Raw genomic sequence first — 19246 nt, forward strand, 5'->3', positions numbered from 1 at the left:
TTAGGGTTTTATTTTTTTGATTGGCACGCCCAACCAACAAAAATAAAACGCTAAAATCATTCATCGGAATATCTGAACACGGCAAAACTTAATCAGTCTCTCACAAAACATGTTGAGCCATCTAGTATTTTGGTTACAAAACATTCCATTTAGCAAATGAAAGCTAAACTTAACTATTATACTAAACTTTATCCAAAAATTCTTAATTTTAATTTGTATACATTCGTAAAAAATACTTGATTTTCAAAAGATATTGTGTACAAAATAACAATTCTAGTCTTGTTTCCCAAAAATTTTTAAAAAAACTGAGAAAAAGTACTTGCAAAATTGCCAAAATCTGCTATTATATCGTCCACATTGGCTGGGTGGCAGAGTGGTCATGCAGCGGACTGCAACTCCGTGTACGCCGGTTCGATTCCGACCTCAGCCTCCATTTTAACTTAACTGCTAAGTTAAAACCGCCCGGGTGGTGAAATTGGTAGACACAAGGGATTTAAAATCCCTCGCTCTTTTGAGCGTGCCGGTTCAAGTCCGGCCCCGGGCACCATCATATCGCTCCTTAATAATAAAACTCCTTAAAACCACTTGGTTTTAAGGAGTTTTATTTTATCAGAATAAACATGCTCTTTCTTATTTTTTAAACAATCAACCTCAAATTTAGCACTTTATGCTGATGGCAAGCATATCAGACAAGCTTAAAACCGATACGGTCTTTGAAGGTATGCTTACCACTCCTTTGGGGAAATTTGATTGATTAAGTCGCAAACCGCCCCATAATTTGACGGCAGATTTTGTGCCAGTTTTATCACTATTTGGGTACAACCACCCTACGAGCCGACTTAGAATGGGTGGTTTTTGGTATCAAGCATGGTTTAGCCAACGTGTATGATCCATCATGGTTTGCACACCCACCCAAAACAACTGACAGCACAACAAAAAAACCAAACCCATGATGGATTTGGTTTTTTAAAAGCAAATCAAGATTATTTGATTTTAGCTTCTTTAAATAGAACGTGCTGGCGGATTTTTGGGTCAAATTTTTTGATTTCCATTTTGCCAGGCATGGTACGTTTGTTTTTGGTGGTGGTGTAAAAATAGCCAGTGCCAGCCGTAGAAACGAGTTTGATTTTATCTCTCATGATAATCTCCTTTTGCTAAATTAAATCTTTTGACCTTGTGCACGCAAATCAGCAAGCACTTTATCAATGCCATGCTTGTCGATGATACGCATACCTTTTGAAGATACACGAAGACGCACAAAGCGGTTCTCAGATTCTACCCAAAAACGATGGTTGTGTAGATTTGGCAAAAAACGGCGTTTGGTCTTGTTATTGGCGTGAGAAACGTTGTTACCCACTTGTGGACGCTTTCCAGTAACTTGACATACACGAGACATGATGAACTCCTATGTTACGATAATGGCACGGATATTGAGCGGTATCGATTGTGCCGTTTGGAGGGTCGCCACAAAATAGGTATGGACTAAGCGAGTCTCCAAACTTTATAAGTGATGCCACGATTTGGCTTATTGTTAAAGGCGACAACAAACCGTACACAGCAGAAAAATTCAAAGCCCAAATTCTACATGAATTTTACTTATTTTTCAAGTAAAATTTTAAGAATTTGGGTCTTATATTAACGTGCGGTTAGAGCATTGGTCGATAAACCAAGTCCTTGCCAACCATAATGCATGAAATTGCGAATGTTAGCATGGTCGATGCCATTTGGTGTATCAAGCACAGCCTGATAATGTTCGGCAAATAATTTTAGAGTATCAAGCTGATTTAACCCATGCAACTTAGCAAGGCTAAACACTTTGGCAGAGCCTTCGTTTGTGCCAGCAGGATTGACGACCTCGCCATTATGAAAACTAATCGGCGTATAGGTGTAATTAGCATCAATAAAGGCAATCACATCTTTAAAAGTCAAATGCCCCAGCTCAATGCCGTTTAAAAGACGAGAAATGTCAGTATTTTCCATGATGCTACCTTAGCGATTAAAATAATCATCATCATCAAACGAAGGTGGAGCAAAATTACCTTGCTCTAAATGACTCATGTGCATTTGCATGGAACGCTCGTGCTGAATGCGTTGATAAATCTCTTCACGGTGTACAGCGATGTCTTTGGGGGCATTGACACCCAAACGCACTTGGTTGCCTTTGACACCAAGCACAGTTACGCTGACTTCATCGCCAATCATCAAGGTTTCGCCGACACGGCGAGTTAGGATTAACATAATAGCTCCTTGCTATAAAAACAATGCTAAAAAGCAAAAAAATTACCCAAGCCGTATTATAAAACTTCTTGGGTAACTTGTCAGCTGTTTTTACTATTTTTTACTTAAAAATTACGATTGATTAATCTGCATTTTAAGTATCACAAGCCAGCCACTTTACTCTCGCCGTCTTCACGGTCAAGCCCAAAAGCGGTGTGAAGTGATTTTACGGCTTTTTCCAAATGCTCTTCTTTGATAAGTACAGAGACTTTGATTTCGGACGTGCTAATCATTTGTAGGTTAATGTTTTCAGAGGCAAGCGTTTCAAACATTTTGCTTGCTACGCCAGCGTGCGAACGCATGCCCACACCCACGATAGAGACTTTAACCACGTCGCTTGTACCAACGATGGCAGTCGCACCGATGTCGTCTTTGACTTGCTCGTTTAGGATTTTAACGGCTTTGTCAAAGTCGCCACGAGGTACGGTAAAGCTAAAATCAGTTACGCCATTTTCTGACATGTTTTGGATAATCATGTCCACTTCAATGTTGGCTTTGCCGATGGGGCTTAAAATGGCAGAGGCGATACCAGGGCGGTCTGGCACGCCCAAGACAACGATTTTGGCTTCATCACGGTTAAAGGCAATGCCTGAAATGACGGCACGTTCCATATTATCTCCTTCGTCAACGGTAATCAAAGTACCGACAGTTTGTTTAAATTCATCATCAAAAGCACCGTCCGTGCCTTCATCAAAGCTAGAAAGTACACGCACAGGGACTTTGTATTTACCTGCAAACTCCACCGAGCGGATTTGAAGGACTTTTGAGCCAAGAGATGCCATTTCTAGCATTTCCTCAAAAGTGATTTTGGAGAGTTTTTTGGCTTTGGAAGTTACACGGGGGTCGGTGGTGTACACGCCGTCCACATCGGTATAGATTTGGCATTCGTCCGCCTTTAACGCCGCCGCCAACGCCACGCCTGTGGTGTCAGAGCCACCACGACCAAGCGTGGTAACATTGCCATGCTCGTCAATGCCCTGAAAACCTGCAACAATCGCCACTTTGCCAGCGTCAAGTGTGGCACGAAGTTTGGCATCATCAATAGAGATGATACGGGCTTTGGTGTGTGATGAGTCGGTGTGAATGGCAACTTGACCGCCTGTGAATGACACAGCGTCAAGACCTAAGTCTTTTAATGCCATTGCCAGTAGTGAGATAGAGACCTGCTCGCCTGTGCAAACCATTTGGTCGTATTCTCGTGGGTCTGGGTCGCTGGTGATTTCACGAGCCAAACCGATGAGTCGGTTGGTTTCTCCGCTCATCGCCGAAACCACGACAACGAGCTGATGACCGTGTTCGTGCCAGCGTTTGACACGCTGAGCGACATTTTTGATACGGGTGGCGTTGCCCATAGACGTGCCACCGTATTTTTGGACGATTAGTGCCATAATTTTTCCTTGTAAATCAGAATGGCTTTGAAAAATATTTTTTTAAATTTGAGTTTGGTTTTTGGGTAAGGTGCGTGCTTTTTAGAGAAAAGTATGCACCATTATAAAATATAACTCTCAAAATCGGTGTGTATACACACCTTACAAATTATTTTTTTGAAAACAAATATCTTACGGATTAAAATTATTTTGGTCTATTCATCTAAATTATATTCAGATACTTCTATGCCAAAACCACTTAACCAATCATTAAATTTTGCTTGATATTTTTGTTGAGCATTTTTGATAATCATATCGGCTTGTTCATTGCTTGTAACGATTGGTAAATGTTTAAAATATTGACCAAGCCATTCACGAAAAATTTGAGCGTCTTCATTTTTGTCATCATCTTCGTCTTTGTAGAAATAAACATCATCTGGCAAAACAGTAATTTCGGTATCATAAGACAATAGTTGTAACAATTCATCAAAGCTTTCAGCCACAACCCATTGACCGCCTTCATCGCCAAAAACGACAATAGGCATAAGGTGCATTGATAAATAGTCTTCACCACTGTCCCAAAAAGCATAAAAAGAGCCAGAGCCATTTGCTTGGGCAAAAGGAAATAATTTATCCAAAAATTGTGGGTCATCACTCCAAGATTCTAGTCCATCACGATAATCTGTGGCAATGCCAAAGCCTTGCGAATAACACTCAAAAGCAGATTGACTTTCTTGAAATTCAATGAGCTGTGCCAAACCAAAAGATATGGTTCTGCCCCATAATGTTTCAAATTCTGAAATCATTTTTGATTGCTCCTAGAAAAATTAAGTGTATATATGCATTGTTGTCATAATAACACAATTTTCCAAAATCGGTGTGTAATACGCACCTTACAAATTGGCATTGAATCGTAGGGGCGTATTAAATACGCCCTTTATAGGCATTGTGGTTATTGGGCGAATTTGCACTCGCCCCACATTTCCAAATCAGCTTACGCCAATTTACTTGCCAACTCGCCTTGCAAATCCGCCAGTGCCTTATCCAATCCATCAACCTTACTCGCTCCCCCTTGGGCAAAGTCAGGCTTACCACCCCCTTTACCGTCAAGGCTTTCGCACAAGGATTTGATGATGTCGCCTGCTTTGACTTTGGCGGTCAAGTCTTTGCCGACACTTGCGGTTAGGGCGATTTTGCCATCGGATACGCTTGCCAATACCGCCACGCCATTATGCAGTTTGGATTTGACATCGTCCGCAAGGCTTCTTAGTCCTTTGCTGTCCACGCCCTCTACTTTGGCAATCAAAACAGGCACGCCAGCGACATCAGTCACCTTATCCATCAAGGCTTTTGCCTCAAAGCTGGCTAGCTTTTGGGTTAGTTTCTCAATCTGTTTGTCGCTGTCTTTGACTTTTTCGGTTAAAACAAGAACCCGTTCGGCAACTTCTTCTCGCTTGGCTTTAAACTCTTTGGCAAGGGTGTTTAGCACTCGCTCGCCCGACTGAATGTAGCGTAACGCTCCCGCCCCCGTCAAGGCTTCCACACGGCGAATGCCTGAGGCAATCGAGCCTTCGGAGACGATTTTAAACAGCCCAATATCGCCCGTTTGACGAATGTGAATACCGCCACACAGCTCAATAGAAAACGCAGAATTGTCGGCATTTTTACCCATTGTCAAAACTCGCACCACCTCGCCATATTTTTCGCCAAACAGTGCCATCGCTCCTTTTGCCTTAGCATCGTTAATATTCATATATTCAATGAGTACGGTGTCGTTTTGGGCGATTTTGTCATTAACGATTTGTTCTACTTTTTCAAGCTGTTCGGTGCTAATCGCATTATCATAAGAAAAGTCAAAACGAAGGACTTGGCTAGACACGAGCGAGCCTTTTTGAGCCACGCCATCGCCCAAGACTTCTCGCAAAGCGGCGTGGAGCAGGTGGGTGGCGGAGTGGTTTTTGGCAGACGACCAGCGAACATCGGCAATGACTTCACTAAACCCTGTTTGGGCGGTGCTGACTTGCCCCATGCGTACTTTACCATAATGGATGATGGCGGTGCCTGATTTTTGCGTGTCTTCTACGACAAATACGCCTGTGTCAGTGGTAATCTCACCCACTTCGCCCACTTGACCGCCACTTTCGGCATAGAAGGGCGTTTTGTCAAGGACGATAATACCTTCATCGCCTTCGTTTAGGGTATCGGTTGGCTTGCCGTCTTGGTATAGGGCGAGTAATTCGCCATCGGCGGTAAGATTTTCGTAGCCGACAAATTCGGATTTGATGTCGGTTTTGATGAGGTCATTATAGTCAATGGCAAATTTGCCTGACTCTCTGGCACGCTGACGCTGGACTTCCATTTCACGATGAAAACCGTCTTCATCGATGTTTAAGCCTTTTTCACGCAAAATATCAGCGGTCAAATCCACAGGGAAACCGTAAGTGTCGTACAATTTAAACACCGTCTCGCCTGTCAAGGTATCGCCTGCTTTTAGGTTTTCAAGCTCGCCTGAGAGCAGTCGCAAGCCCTGTGCCAGCGTTTTGGCAAATTGCTCCTCCTCCTTTAAGATGACCGCTTCAATCTCAGCCTGTTTGCTGACAAGCTGTGGGTAAGCCTCGCCCATCTCTGCCACGAGTGCAGAGACGATTTTGTGGAAAAATGCCCCCTCTGCCCCCAGTTTATTGCCATGTCGTACCGCACGGCGAATGATACGGCGTAACACATAGCCACGCCCCTCGTTGCTCGGGCGTACCCCGTCAGCGATAAGGAACGATACGGCACGAATGTGGTCAGCGATGACCTTAAAGGACGGCTCATAAGTGCATTCCACGCCAATCACTTGGGCGGTGGCTTTCATGAGATTGACAAATAGGTCGGTTTCGTAGTTGCCAAATTTGCCTTGCATGACCGAGCTGATACGCTCTAAGCCCATGCCCGTATCGACAGACGGCTTGGGTAGGGGTTCGAGTGTGCCGTCTTTTTGGCGGTTAAACTGCATAAACACGCAGTTCCACACTTCCACATAGCGGTCGCCGTCCTCGTCAGGCGTTCCAGGCAATCCGCCTTCCATGTGGTCGCCATAATCATAAAAAATCTCTGAGCAAGGCCCGCAAGGACCTGTATCGCCCATCGCCCAAAAGTTGTCCGATTGGTACAATCCGCCCTTGTCGCCAATGCGAATGATACGCTCGGCAGGCACACCCACTTCTTTATGCCAAATGTCATAGGCCTCATCATCGGTGTGATAAACCGTCACATACAGGCGGTCGGCAGGTAGAGCAAGCCAGTCATCGCCTGTTAAAAATTCCCAAGCAAATTTTAGGGCATCTTGTTTAAAATAATCGCCAAAGCTAAAATTACCAAGCATCTCAAAAAAGGTATGATGGCGAGCGGTGTAACCGACATTGTCAAGGTCGTTGTGCTTACCGCCTGCACGCACGCATTTTTGGGAGGTTACGGCACGCACATAATCTCGCTTTTCTAGCCCCAAAAAAGTATCCTTAAACTGGTTCATTCCTGCGTTGGTAAAAAGCAAGGTGGGGTCGTTATGAGGCACGAGCGATGAGGAATCTACATGCGTGTGGTTTTTGGATTTAAAAAAGTCAATAAAGGCTTGGCGAACTTCGTTTAGTTGTAGGGTTTTACTCATGATTGCAACTCGTCAAAAGACATGATGATAAAAATATAAACACCTAATTTTAGCACAAACCACATGAAATAACAGCGATTTTGCATGGTTTTTTACAGAATTTGGTTAAAAATTTCTCCCAATTCATAACTTTTTAGAATAAATATAAAACCCTTAAAAAAATTAAGGAATTTCTACTAAAAAGACTTAACATTTATTCCAAAAAGGTGTATAAATAATACATGGATTTGATTTGCAGATTAATGGGGGATTTACCATGAATATTCCACTATTTAGTGCCGTTTTTTCGATTGTTGCCACTTTTGTGATTGGTGTTTTGATGATTGTACTGTTTGTCAATGATTGGACAAGTGCACAGACCGTGCTAGGAGCGGTGGCTGTTGGCGTGATTGCCAGCATTCCGTTTTCGGTATTTGTTACCAAAAGAATGAGTGCCATCACAGGCAACCCAAATCAAGACTAAACACCAGTCATTTACTCACAAGCACCTCCTTACCAGACTTGGACGCCATGATGTATTGTCATGGCGTCTTTTTTTGTAAGACCATTGTAAAAACTCATGAATAATGATTTGCAAGAAATTATTTCATGATACAATGATGTCATTTGACCCACCAATTAAAAGGCACGCTAATGAATAATTTTTCCTTTATCGTTGATTTACGCTGGTGCTTAGACGAACTACTCAAAGAAAATTACATCGACCAAAAAAACTACAACCTCATCATCACAAGCCATAACAACCCTGAACTGCACCCCCTACAAAACATCGCGCGCTTCAACCTAAGCAGTCTCATCGACAGACAACCTTTGACACTTGATAAGCTTAATCAATGGCTTGCAGGTGAAGCTGGCATGGAGCTTGCCAAAATTGACCCCCTAAAAGTAGATGTGCCGACCATCACAAGCATCATGTCTTATGAATATGCCAAACGGCAATACATTTTGCCTGTTTTGGTGAATGATGATGAAGTGGTGATTGGTACTGACCAGCCTTTTTATAGCGATTGGCACGAGAACATTTCGCAAATCATTAAACCCAAAAAATTTCGCACCGTTTTTTTAAATCCTGAGCAAATCAACCGCTATCGCACCGAATTTTATCAAGTTACCAATGCCATTAAAGGGGCGGATACTGCGAGTAAAAAAGCGTCTGCCGACATTACCAATGTTGAGGCTCTACTCCAACTTGGCGATGTACAAAACCCTGACGCCAACGACCAGCACATTATCAAAGTCGTGGATTGGCTACTGCAATACGCCTTTGACCAGCGGGCGAGCGACATTCATTTGGAGCCACGCCGAGACACGGGCAAGGTGCGGTTTCGCATTGACGGCGTGCTACACACGGTGTATGAAATGCCGTCTGCGATTATGACAGCGGTTACCGCTCGTATTAAGATTTTGGGTAGGCTTAATGTTGCCGAAAAACGAAAGCCCCAAGACGGACGACTCAAAACCCGTACCCCCAAAGGACTAGAAACCGAACTTCGTCTTTCTACTTTGCCGACTGCTTTTGGTGAAAAGCTGGTAATGCGGGTATTTGACCCCGAAGTGTTGGTGCGGTCATTTGCCCAGCTTGGCTTAACAGGCAGTCAGCTTGCCACTTGGAATGAACTGACGAGCCACCCCAACGGCATTATCCTTGTAACAGGTCCGACTGGCTCGGGTAAAACTACCACGCTGTATAGCACGCTCAAACAACTGGCGACCGAAAGCGTGAATGTGTGTACGATTGAAGACCCAATTGAGATGATTGAGCCATCTTTTAACCAAATGCAAATCAACGCCAGCATTGACCTGCATTTTGCGGACGGCATTCGCTCCCTAATGCGTCAAGACCCTGACATTATTATGGTGGGCGAGATTCGGGACAGCGAGACGGCAGATATGGCGGTGCAGGCGAGCCTGACGGGGCATTTGGTGCTGTCCACTCTCCACACCAATGACGCACCAAGTTCCATTACCCGTTTGCACGATTTGGGCGTACAGCCGTTTTTGACTTCGGCAACGATTTTGGGGGTAATGGCACAACGCCTTGTCCGCACCCTGTGCCCGCATTGCAAAAAGGCGGAAGAAGTGGTGGACGGCAGTCCGCTTGCCCTACAATGGCGTGAGCTGGTTGCTCCGTGGAATGCCAATTTGCCAAAACAACTCTATCACCCTGTGGGCTGTGATGAATGCCGAAACACAGGCTATAAGGGGCGGATTGGCTTGTATGAAATTATGCCACTCTCAAACGAGCTTAAAAAGCTCATCGCCAAAGACGTCAGCCTTGATGACCTAAAACGCCAAGCGTACAGTGAAGGCGTGCTACCGCTTAGAATTGAAGGGGCAAAACGCATTGGCGAAGGGGTAACAACTTTGGAAGAAGTGTTAAGGGTTGTGCCACTTAATTAAACCAAAGCCACTTTTGTGATAAATTGTGCATGCCTCATGATGCCTACACAATCAACCAAGTCTCTTACTGGCTTAGGCTAGCGACTGATAAAGTCTCATGATGCTTGGGTAGCCCAATACTTGACGCAGACGGTTAATGCCCTCCTCCAAGTGCTTGCGAGAACGCACCACCACCTGCAAAAATGTCGCCCCTGCACTACCAGTGGACTTATCATCTGCCTTAACGATGGTGTTTTCGATACCGATGTTTAGGTCGCGAAGTTCATAAATCGCTTGACTGATTTGTTCTTCGTTGAGTATGGCGTGTACTTTTAGCGTGGCAGGAAAATGAAGCTGACCTACCGAATGATGATGATCGAACTGCATGCCAGATTTCCAGTTAAGCTGTATTATCTGATAAGGGTTTTCTTTACGGATATTTTCCAGAGAATAACATTTATGGCGGTGCACCACCAGACCTTGACGTGCCGACAGATGCCCAACAATATGGTCGCCATACATGGGATTGCAACATTTGGCAAAAGCAGTCTCCACGCCCTTAATCCCTGCCAAAAGGTGCTTGGTTTGGGTGATCTCCGCCCCATCAGCAACGTCCACCTCCTCACTAAACAGGCGTGAAACCACTAATTGTGGCAATAGCGAGCCTGTGGCGATTTGCATAAAAATCTCGCCCTGACTTGACACACCACGCCACGCCAAAATATCCGCCCAGTCAGACTCTGTCAAATCATCAAGCACCTTATCATACGGCTTTAAGGCTCGCATGAGGGCTTCTTTGCCATAGTATTCTTTTTGGTCGTGTGGCAGACGTTTTAAGAATTTTAAAATCTCATTACGGGCTTTATTGGTTGCCACAAAGCCAAGCCAATCTGCCTTAGGCGTGGCATTCTTATCCACATCGATACTGACGGTGTCGCCATCTGCCAGCACCAACCCCAACTTGCCATGTTCGCCATTGATGTCAGCACCTGTGGCAATATTACCCACCGCAGGACCTACCGCATAAGCAAAATCCAACGCCGTCGCCCCACGTGGTAGCTCATAGGCACGACCTTGTGGACTATAACAGACAATTTTACGCTCATGCAAATAACTCATCAACTCGCCAATCACTTTAAGCGATGTTTCGCCATCATCGCCCTCTATGCTCGCCAAATCTTGCATATTGCGTAGGCTTGCCTGTATCACAGATTGGCTAATGTCATTGTTATTATTACCCAGCACGCCTAGACGAGACGCTCTTTTCATGCGTTCGGTCATGAGCGTTACTTTGATAAAGTTATAGTCCTTTTGGTAGATGATGGATAAGGATTGATTGCCCCCAGCTAAGGGCTTGCGGATATTATCTTGGATATTTCGGTCAGCAATTTCAAATTTTTGGATAAGATGATACGCCAGTTTATCACACGCATTAATATCTTCTAACACCACCTCAAAATCATACTGACGAATCAAGCGACTGATTTGACCGCGATTTTTAAAAAATTGTCTGTACATGCTGGTGCGATTATCCAGCACCTGTACATGACCTCTTAGATTTAGATGGTTAAGTAGATTTTGCAAATAAGTGCTAATTTCGATTTTTTGGAAGTTTCGCCCCAAGCCATGTTGTAACAATTTGTCGTTAAATTTGTTGTACATAACAGGATTTAGGTTGCGATAACACAAAAGCTCAATATAGTCTGCAATGTCATTTAGACCCATAATCCGAGCAAAAGGCACATAAAAATCAAGCGTCTCTTTGGCGGTGGATTTTTGTTTTTCTTCACGCACGGCATCTAGGGTGCTCATGTTGTGGAGGCGGTCAGCCAGCTTAATGATAAGCACACGAGGGTCGATGAGTGTGGCGTTTAAAATCTTATGAAAAGTCGCCGCCTGAGATTGCTGTTTGCTCATGCCACCTGATTTGAGTTTAGTAACCCCATCAACCAAGCGTGCCACCGTCTGCCCAAACTGCTCCACCAACATCTCATTGGTAACTTCAGTATCCTCCACCGTATCATGCAAAATCGCCGCGATGATGGTGTCTTTATCCAGCAAAAACCCAGCCAAAATCTCCGCTACTGCCATTGGGTGCGTGATGTACGGTTCGCCAGACTTTCGCTTATCCTTGATGTGTGCCACATCGCCAAAATGGCATGCTCTTAGTACATCTTGTCTTTCATTGACACTCAAATAACTGACAGCATTCATCAAACCATCTTTGGACTCATCAACCAAAGGGTGACTAAAATAGGTAGGGATATTGTCTGGATGATAATTGGCTAACATGGTTGGCTCTTTTGGCTAAAATATCTTAAAACTACTGGCTTTAAGAAAAAATGTTATGAATAATTTCAAGATTGGAATAGCATAATAAATCAATTTTTATAAAGAAAGTCAAGAATATTTTTATGATTTATTTTTATAAATACATTTAAAAAACCTATAATTTGGCCCATAAAAAAACCATGCTTAATGCATGGTCTTCATTATCTATCAGAAGCCGTTGCCTGCCATTGGGTCAAATGGTGGCGGTTCTTTTTTGACGTAGACCTCCTCAGGTCTGTCCAAAATAGCACGGGTAACATGACCATCGGCAATCTCACGCAATGCCAGCACCGTTGGCTTGTCGCCATCAGGCGTTACCAATGGGTCGGCACGCCCTGTGGCAAGCTGTCTGGCTCGTCTGGACGCTACCAAAATCAAATCAAAACGGTTATGCACCGTACCCAAGCAATCTTCAATCGTTACTCGTGCCATAAATCACACTCTCTTTTGTATCTGATTTTACCAATCAGACATTATAACAGATTTTTATTTTTTAAAAAAGCAAATTCACTAATTTACAATCACAAATTAGCCTGCCAATAACTGACTGATTAATTTCTCATGGCGAACGGTTTGTTTTGTGATGGCAAGACGATATGTGGTAACAATCGCGCGCAAATCTGATAATGCCATATTAAAATCATCATTAATGACCACATAATCAAAATTGACGTATTCTTGCATTTCACGCACCGCCCCTGCCAGACGTGCTTCAATCACTTTGGTGGCATCTTGATTGCGATTTAGCAGTCTGTTTCTAAGCTCTTCACGGCTAGGTGGTAAAATAAAAATCATCACTGCATGTGGCATGAGCTTTTTGACCTGCAATGCCCCTTGCCAATCAATCTCCAAAATCACGTCCATGCCTGCACCAAGCAAATCATTAACGGCGGTTTTGCTAGTGCCGTAATAATTGCCAAAAACCTCAGCATGCTCCAAAAACTCGCCCTCACCAACAAGTCTCATGAACTCTTCTTTGCTGGTAAAATAATAATGCTCACCATCAACCTCGCCACGTCTTGGCTCACGTGTGGTGTGCGAGACACTAACCACGATATTTTTGGTGGTAGCAAGAAGCTCCTTAACCAACGATGTCTTGCCTGTACCTGAGGCGGCTGTGATGATAAACAATGTTCCTTGTGTAGGGCTTGGCATGCTCATAAAACTTTTCCAAATGATGATGTTTTATAAATTATAACACAATTTAGTATATCCTAAAATGCTAAATTGTGATAAAGTAGCCCAATTAATTTTATGATAACAATCCTATGCAAATCCTACTTGCCAACCCCAGAGGGTTTTGTGCTGGCGTAGATAGAGCCATCGCCATCGTCAATGAAGCCCTAAACCGCTTTAACCCACCCATCTATGTACGCCATGAGGTCGTTCATAATAAATTCGTTGTGGAGGATTTAGCCTCTCGTGGGGCAATTTTTGTTGAAGAACTTGATGAAGTGCCAGACGGAGCGATTGTGATTTTTTCAGCTCACGGCGTCTCAAAGGCGGTAGAAGATGAGGCAACTCGCCGCAATCTGACAGTCTTTGATGCCACCTGCCCGCTCGTTACCAAAGTGCATATTGAGGTGGGTCGATTCGCCAAACACGGCATGAACGCCATTCTCATCGGACATGCTGGACACCCAGAAGTTGAGGGAACGATGGGTCGCTTTGATACCAGTTTTGGCGGTCGCATTCATTTGGTAGAAGATGTCAGCGATGTCGAAAAGCTAACCCTTGAACCCAATAAAGAGTTGGCGTTTGTTACCCAAACCACCCTATCGATGGATGACACCACACAAGTCATTGACGCTCTAAAAGATAAATTCCCTCAAATCAACGCCCCAAAAAAAGACGACATTTGCTATGCCACCCAGAACCGTCAAGATGCGGTTAAATCCCTCGCCAAAGAATGTGAGATTGTCTTGGTGGTGGGTAGCCCCAATTCATCTAATTCTAACCGTCTGCGAGAGCTTGCCGAGCGTCTTGGAGCAAAGGCGTTTTTGATTGACAACGCCAGCCAAATGGATAAAGCATGGTTTGATGGCGTGAATAAAATCGGTGTTACCGCAGGTGCGTCCGCTCCTGAAATTTTGATTAAAGAAGTGCTTGACACCCTACAAGCATGGGGAGCAGACAAGCCGACCGAACTATCAGGCATCGAAGAAAATATCACATTTAGCTTACCAAAAAGCCTTCGCTCATAAGCCAAGATAACAGAGGGATAATCACGCCCTCTACATCTCTTCTATTAGCTGTTCAAATGCCATCAGTTCGTTTTCTAATAGCCCTATCATGTCTTCGATATTCGGCAAAATACTCTGACAAGCCACAATCCCAAAATCAATCTTATCTTGATAATTGGCAAATGTGATGTTTAACGCCTGTCCGTCCATGAGCACTGAGGCGGGAAAAATCCCTGTTAATTTCGCCCCATTTAGATACAAAGGCGTGTTGCCTCCCGGCACATTTGAGATGATGAGATTAAAGGCTTGATGTGTTGGCATAGCCCCTGTTACTAGATTGGCAAGTGCCAACCCATAAGTCAGCAAACTATAATTTACCACCTGTGTTGGACTCATACGAGTAAATCGCTGTTTGCCGTCATCTACGCTTGCTTTAATGGTTGATAATCGCACAGCAGGGTCGCTCTCATGCGTGGCAAGGTTTGCCAAAATGAATGAGAGTTGGTTGCCTACCGCACTACCGTCACGGCGAATAGAAATAGGCACAAATGCAATCAAAGGCTTCTTGGGTAACTCCCCAAGCCTCAGCAGATACTGACGAATCGCCCCACCACAAACCGCCAAAAGCACATCATTGGTACTTGCCCCAAACCGCCGAGCAATCCGCGAAAACCGCCCCTTTTCAAAGGAAGCAAAAGCCACATGACGCGTGTTTGTGATTTTTTGATTAAGAATAGATGGTGGCGCATCAAACGTACTGACAAAATTTGCATCCTTTTTAAAGCGACCAAGAAGTCCCTTGCCTAGCTCCACGCCCACAGGATAGACGCTATTTAACTGCTCTTTGAGGATTTTTAAAAACGGCTGACGAGTCAAAGGTATGGCATGATGATAATTGCGATGCTTGGTTGCAGATGACCAAAACGGCAAGGCTAATTTTTCGGTAGGCGATGTCAAAAAAGACATCTGCAATAGCCTCATGACAGCAACACCATCTGCCATCGCATGATGGATTTTTAAAAATAACGCAAAACGTGGGTTACCCCCTTCATCAGCAGGAGCTATACCGTCAATTAAATGAAATTCCCATAAAGACTTCGCCCTATCCATGATGAGCTCATGCTCGTTCGAGACATAACTCATCAGCTCACGCATACCGCTGGGTTTGGGCAATACGGCATAACGGAAATGACAATCCACATTAAAATCATCATCCATTTTCCAAAAAAGGAGACGATGCAACACTTGATTAAATGGAGAGCTGGGTTTTATGGTAGAAGTCTGGACTTCTTGTGCCAACCTTGCCACAAAATCCTTAGGGGCGTCATCAGGCAAGTCAAAGACACACAGCCCTGCAACGTGCATGGGTGTTTTTTGATTTTCTAATAACAAAAACACATGGTCGACGACATTTAGGGGTCGCACGATATTTCCTTAGAGGCACTTACACCAAAAATACAAATTCTCAAAAACATGGGTTTATCCACCGATAAACCCATGAAAAATCATTTACTTCTCATCAAGCTGTGGCACGGCATTACCATTTGACAAGCCCAATAGCCCTGCGCCTGCATAAATACCTAGTTTGGCACGGGTATCTGAGATGTCCAAATTACGCATGGTCAGCTGTCCGATACGGTCGGTGGCGGTAAAGCTGGCATCTTCGACTTTTTCCATAGATAGACGCTCAGGCTCGTAGGTAAGATTGGGCGATTTGGTGTCAAGAATAGAGTAGTCGTTACCACGTCTTAGCTCCAACGTTACTTCACCTGTGATGGCTTTGGCAACCCAGCGTTGGGCGGTTTCACGAAGCATGAGGGCTTGGCTGTCAAACCAGCGACCTTGATAGAGTAGGCGACCCAAACGCAAGCCATTGATACGATATTGCTCAATGGTGTCCTCGTTATGAATGCCTGTGACTAGACGCTCATAAGCGATGTGCAGTAGTGCCATACCGGGGGCTTCGTAGATGCCGCGAGATTTGGCTTCAATGATACGGTTTTCGATTTGGTCGGTCATGCCAAGTCCATGACGACCACCGATTTCGTTGGCTTTTAACATCAAATCGACAGGGTTTTCAAATTTTTCGCCATTGATTGCAACAGGATTGCCCTCAAAAAACTCCACCGTTACCGTCTCAGGCTTAATCTCGACACTTTCGTCCCAATAACGCACGCCCATGATTGGTTCAACGATTTTGTGGCTGGCGTTCAAAAATTCCAAATCTTTGGCTTCGTGTGTCGCCCCAAGCATATTGCTGTCAGTTGAGTACGCTTTTTCTTTGGACATTTTATAATCAAAACCATTGTCAATCAAAAACTGACTCATCTCAGCACGACCACCAAGCTCATCAATAAAAGTTTCGTCCAGCCAAGGTTTGTAAATTTTTAGTTTTGGATTGGTAAGCAAGCCATAACGATAAAAACGTTCAATGTCATTACCCTTATAGGTTGAGCCGTCGCCCCAGATATCCACGCCGTCCTCTGCCATGGCTGTTACGAGCATCGTACCCGTTACCGCCCGTCCTAGTGGCGTGGTGTTAAAGTAGGGCATGCCACCTGTTGAGACGTGAAACGCCCCGCATTGAATGGCGGCGATGCCTTCACGAGCCAGTTGCAGTCGGCAATCCACAAGGCGAGCCTTCTCTGCTCCATAGTGCATGGCTTTGGCAGGGATAGCGTCATAGTCGGATTCGTCAGGCTGACCCAAATTGGCGGTATAAGCGTAGGGCAAAGCTCCTTTTTGCTTAATCCACAAAATGGCGGCGGAAGTATCCAAACCGCCCGAAAAAGCGATACCGACTTTTTGACCGACTGGCAGGGATTGTAAAATAGTATTACTCATAATTTCTCCGATTTATGCATTAAAAATTGGCAAAAATTATAACATTTTTACCCAATATTGGGGGAAAATTTTGCAAAAAATTGGTGAAATTTTAAAAATTTTTGTGAAAAATCATCAAAAATTTGTTAAACTAGCAAAATTTAAAATAGTGAATATTTTTAAAATTGATGATACTCAAATCATGATACACCTAACCATAGACACCACTGCCCAAACACTCGCAGTGTATGATGATGGTGCTCTTATTTGTCAGTTTTGTGTCTCTACCGCCAAAAACGGCACAGGACAACTGATAAATACAGGTTGCACCCCACTTGGCAAGCACATCATCAGCGACAAAATCGGTGGTGAATATCCCAAACGTGCGGTATTTGTGGGGCGAGTGTTTACAGGTGAGATTTATGATGAGGTGCTTGGGCAGACACACCCAGAGCGAGATTGGATTTTGAGTCGAATTTTATGGCTCTCTGGCTGTGAGCAAGGCTTTAATGCAGGCGAGACGGCAGACGGTGTGGTGTGTGATACGCACGCACGTTATATCTACATTCACGGTACGCCCGAGAGTGAGCCTATGGGCGTGCCAATGTCGCATGGCTGTGTGCGTATGCACAATGACGATGTCATGGCACTCTATGATATGGTGGACGTGGGCACATCCGTGATGGTTATATGACAATCAAATCAACACAAATGGAGCAATGCATGAAACATATTCTAATTTTATTTATCTTACCTGTTTTTTTGACTGCTTGTACCGCCATGCCTCATACTACCGAAAAAACCCACAAGACAAACGACAACACACAAGTTGCCATGTCATCACAGGTTTTTATTATTTTTTTTGAAAAAGACAAAAAAGCAAATCTCCTCCATGCCATTTCACAATACCACGATGAAATCATGTACGACTACGGCGACCTAAATGGCTTGGCAGTAAAAATCACCGCCAACGACATCGCCAAACGTGTGCAGTCCTACCAAAAAATCGATGGTGTTTCGTATGTTGGCGAAAATCGACCTCTACCACTGCGTAAGTTTTATTGATGATTTTGGCAGTAATAAGGACAATTCATGAATTTACAAAAAGTTGATTTAAACCTCATCGTTTATCTTGATGTGCTACTACGTGAAAAAAACGTAACACGAGCTGCCGAACAGCTTGGCATAACCCAACCTGCGATGAGTAATATTTTACGCAGGTTGCGTTCACTCTTTAACGACCCCTTGCTTGTGCGGTCAAGTGAAGGCATGACCCCAACCGAGCGAGCGGTCGAGCTACAACCTCGTATTCGTGAGATACTCTCGGACGTGGGCGTACTGCTTGAACCACGCACCGAATTTCGTCCTTATAGCACCTCTCGGGTGTTTCGTATCATGACAAGTGACTATGCTGAGGCCACGCTTGTACCACGCCTTGTCAAAGCGTTACGCAGTGAAGCCCCCAACGTGATTTTGGACTTTTTAACTCCATCTGATGTGTCATATAGAGACATGGAGCAGGGACGAGTGGATTTGGCGATTAACCGTTTTAATGAAATTCCCCAAAGCTTTCATCAGGTGCTGGTGTGGCGAGATACGTTTAGTTGCCTGCTGTCGGCAGACAGTCCGTACCTACACCGCTTTAATCTAAAAAATTATCTCAAAGCCCAACATGTCTGGGTGTCAAAAACAGGCATGGGCGTGGGTTTTGGGGTTAATCCTGAAAAGTCGGGGGGGTTAGGTTCTATTGACCAAGCCTTACAGCGGCTGGGACAAAAACGCCAAATCAGCGTCTTTACTCGTCATTATCAAATGCCTGCCATGCTGACCGCCAACAAGGATTTGATTGCCACCTTACCCACTCGTGTCGCCAAACTCCAAGCCCAAAATAATTCAAACATTGTCGTCAAAGAACCACCCTTTTTTATTCCAGAGTTTGAGCTAAAAATGGCATGGTCGCCTCTACTGCAACATCACCCTGCTCACAAATGGTTGCGTCAGCTTATTTTGCATGTGGCACGGCAGATTATGGCGGAAGAAGAAAATAAGGTAACCTCCCCCAAAATCACTCCTATCTAATCCCCAAACCCCAAATCATGACCAGCTCATCTTTTGGGGTTTTTATTTTGAGTTTGGGTTGTACAAGTTGTGTGGTTGTAAAATTTGTTAGTGTAGAATTTAGACAATAAAAAAACCCTAAGTCAGGGGAGACTTAGGGGGATAAACTGGAATAACCA

17 protein-coding genes, 2 tRNA genes and 1 pseudogene are annotated in these 19246 nt (G+C 44.3%); 8 read left to right on the top strand and 12 right to left on the bottom strand.

The window, feature by feature from the left end; genetic code table 11:
* Positions 1 to 359: 359 nt before the first annotated feature.
* Both Q4B79_RS08680 and Q4B79_RS08685 read left to right on the top strand, forming a co-directional pair.
* Positions 360 to 433, top strand: a tRNA-Cys gene (locus Q4B79_RS08680).
* A gap of 27 nt (positions 434 to 460) precedes the next feature.
* Positions 461 to 547: transfer RNA gene (locus tag Q4B79_RS08685), tRNA-Leu, on the top strand.
* 436 nt (positions 548 to 983) lie between these two features.
* Here Q4B79_RS08685 and rpmG read toward each other — a convergent pair.
* From rpmG to alaS, 7 genes and pseudogenes are all read right to left on the bottom strand, one after another.
* Complete coding sequence (gene rpmG, locus Q4B79_RS08690) at positions 984 to 1139, bottom strand: 50S ribosomal protein L33 (protein WP_003659281.1); 156 nt, start codon at positions 1137 to 1139, stop codon at positions 984 to 986.
* A 20-nt stretch (positions 1140 to 1159) separates the two neighbouring features.
* The gene (gene rpmB, locus Q4B79_RS08695) at positions 1160 to 1396 is read right to left on the bottom strand and encodes a 50S ribosomal protein L28 (RefSeq protein ID WP_303086028.1); all 237 of its coding nucleotides are present in this window, start codon (positions 1394 to 1396) and stop codon (positions 1160 to 1162) included.
* 239 nt (positions 1397 to 1635) lie between these two features.
* Positions 1636 to 1980, bottom strand: coding sequence for a HopJ type III effector protein (locus tag Q4B79_RS08700; RefSeq protein ID WP_303086029.1), 345 nt, complete (start codon positions 1978 to 1980; stop codon positions 1636 to 1638).
* A 90-nt stretch (positions 1981 to 2070) separates the two neighbouring features.
* Positions 2071 to 2238: pseudogene (gene csrA, locus Q4B79_RS08705) on the bottom strand (carbon storage regulator CsrA); the annotation flags it as partial.
* A gap of 140 nt (positions 2239 to 2378) precedes the next feature.
* Complete coding sequence (locus tag Q4B79_RS08710; RefSeq protein ID WP_303086030.1) at positions 2379 to 3665, bottom strand: aspartate kinase; 1287 nt, start codon at positions 3663 to 3665, stop codon at positions 2379 to 2381.
* A 194-nt stretch (positions 3666 to 3859) separates the two neighbouring features.
* A complete protein-coding gene (locus Q4B79_RS08715) occupies positions 3860 to 4450 on the bottom strand; it encodes a hypothetical protein (RefSeq protein ID WP_303086031.1) in 591 nt (196 codons plus the stop codon).
* A 188-nt stretch (positions 4451 to 4638) separates the two neighbouring features.
* Complete coding sequence (alaS, locus tag Q4B79_RS08720) at positions 4639 to 7293, bottom strand: alanine--tRNA ligase (RefSeq protein ID WP_303086032.1); 2655 nt, start codon at positions 7291 to 7293, stop codon at positions 4639 to 4641.
* Positions 7294 to 7549: 256 nt separating this feature from the next.
* Between alaS and Q4B79_RS08725 the strand changes: the two genes are divergently transcribed.
* Entirely contained in the window at positions 7550 to 7756 is a 207-nt protein-coding gene (locus tag Q4B79_RS08725) for a hypothetical protein (protein ID WP_303086033.1), read from the top strand.
* Positions 7757 to 7926: 170 nt separating this feature from the next.
* Positions 7927 to 9693: a GspE/PulE family protein gene (locus Q4B79_RS08730; protein WP_303086034.1), complete on the top strand. Its 1767-nt coding sequence runs from the start codon at positions 7927 to 7929 to the stop codon at positions 9691 to 9693.
* A gap of 72 nt (positions 9694 to 9765) precedes the next feature.
* Here the strand turns inward: Q4B79_RS08730 and Q4B79_RS08735 are convergent, their stop codons facing one another.
* The 3 genes from Q4B79_RS08735 to gmk all read right to left on the bottom strand — a co-directional run bounded on the left by Q4B79_RS08735 (position 9766) and on the right by gmk (position 13158).
* A complete protein-coding gene (locus Q4B79_RS08735; RefSeq protein WP_303086035.1) occupies positions 9766 to 11964 on the bottom strand; it encodes a bifunctional (p)ppGpp synthetase/guanosine-3',5'-bis(diphosphate) 3'-pyrophosphohydrolase in 2199 nt (732 codons plus the stop codon).
* Between the two features lie 207 nt (positions 11965 to 12171).
* Positions 12172 to 12435: a DNA-directed RNA polymerase subunit omega gene (gene rpoZ / locus Q4B79_RS08740; protein WP_303086036.1), complete on the bottom strand. Its 264-nt coding sequence runs from the start codon at positions 12433 to 12435 to the stop codon at positions 12172 to 12174.
* A 96-nt stretch (positions 12436 to 12531) separates the two neighbouring features.
* Positions 12532 to 13158, bottom strand: a complete 627-nt coding sequence (gmk, locus tag Q4B79_RS08745) for a guanylate kinase (RefSeq protein ID WP_303086043.1) — start codon at positions 13156 to 13158, stop codon at positions 12532 to 12534.
* Between the two features lie 113 nt (positions 13159 to 13271).
* Here gmk and ispH point away from each other — a divergent pair, with 113 nt between their 5' ends.
* The gene (ispH, locus tag Q4B79_RS08750; protein WP_303086037.1) at positions 13272 to 14207 is read left to right on the top strand and encodes a 4-hydroxy-3-methylbut-2-enyl diphosphate reductase; all 936 of its coding nucleotides are present in this window, start codon (positions 13272 to 13274) and stop codon (positions 14205 to 14207) included.
* A 30-nt stretch (positions 14208 to 14237) separates the two neighbouring features.
* On the opposite strand, the gene Q4B79_RS08755 is transcribed toward ispH, so the two are convergent.
* Together Q4B79_RS08755 and argG are read right to left on the bottom strand one after the other, a co-directional pair.
* Positions 14238 to 15611 (bottom strand): wax ester/triacylglycerol synthase family O-acyltransferase, encoded by a 1374-nt coding sequence (locus Q4B79_RS08755; RefSeq protein WP_303086038.1) that lies wholly within the window; start codon positions 15609 to 15611, stop codon positions 14238 to 14240.
* A gap of 84 nt (positions 15612 to 15695) precedes the next feature.
* Entirely contained in the window at positions 15696 to 17030 is a 1335-nt protein-coding gene (argG, locus tag Q4B79_RS08760; RefSeq protein WP_303086039.1) for an argininosuccinate synthase, read from the bottom strand.
* 181 nt (positions 17031 to 17211) lie between these two features.
* Here argG and Q4B79_RS08765 point away from each other — a divergent pair, with 181 nt between their 5' ends.
* Genes Q4B79_RS08765 through Q4B79_RS08775 form a run of 3 tightly spaced genes read left to right on the top strand, consistent with a single transcriptional unit; the run spans position 17212 to position 19088 of the window.
* The gene (locus tag Q4B79_RS08765; protein ID WP_303086040.1) at positions 17212 to 17703 is read left to right on the top strand and encodes a L,D-transpeptidase; all 492 of its coding nucleotides are present in this window, start codon (positions 17212 to 17214) and stop codon (positions 17701 to 17703) included.
* A gap of 29 nt (positions 17704 to 17732) precedes the next feature.
* A complete protein-coding gene (locus Q4B79_RS08770; RefSeq protein ID WP_303086041.1) occupies positions 17733 to 18074 on the top strand; it encodes a hypothetical protein in 342 nt (113 codons plus the stop codon).
* A 27-nt stretch (positions 18075 to 18101) separates the two neighbouring features.
* Positions 18102 to 19088, top strand: coding sequence for a LysR family transcriptional regulator (locus tag Q4B79_RS08775; protein ID WP_303086042.1), 987 nt, complete (start codon positions 18102 to 18104; stop codon positions 19086 to 19088).
* The last annotated feature ends 158 nt before the right edge of the window (positions 19089 to 19246 follow it).

The organism is Moraxella sp. (genome assembly GCF_030525845.1).
Lineage (GTDB): Bacteria > Pseudomonadota > Gammaproteobacteria > Pseudomonadales > Moraxellaceae > Moraxella.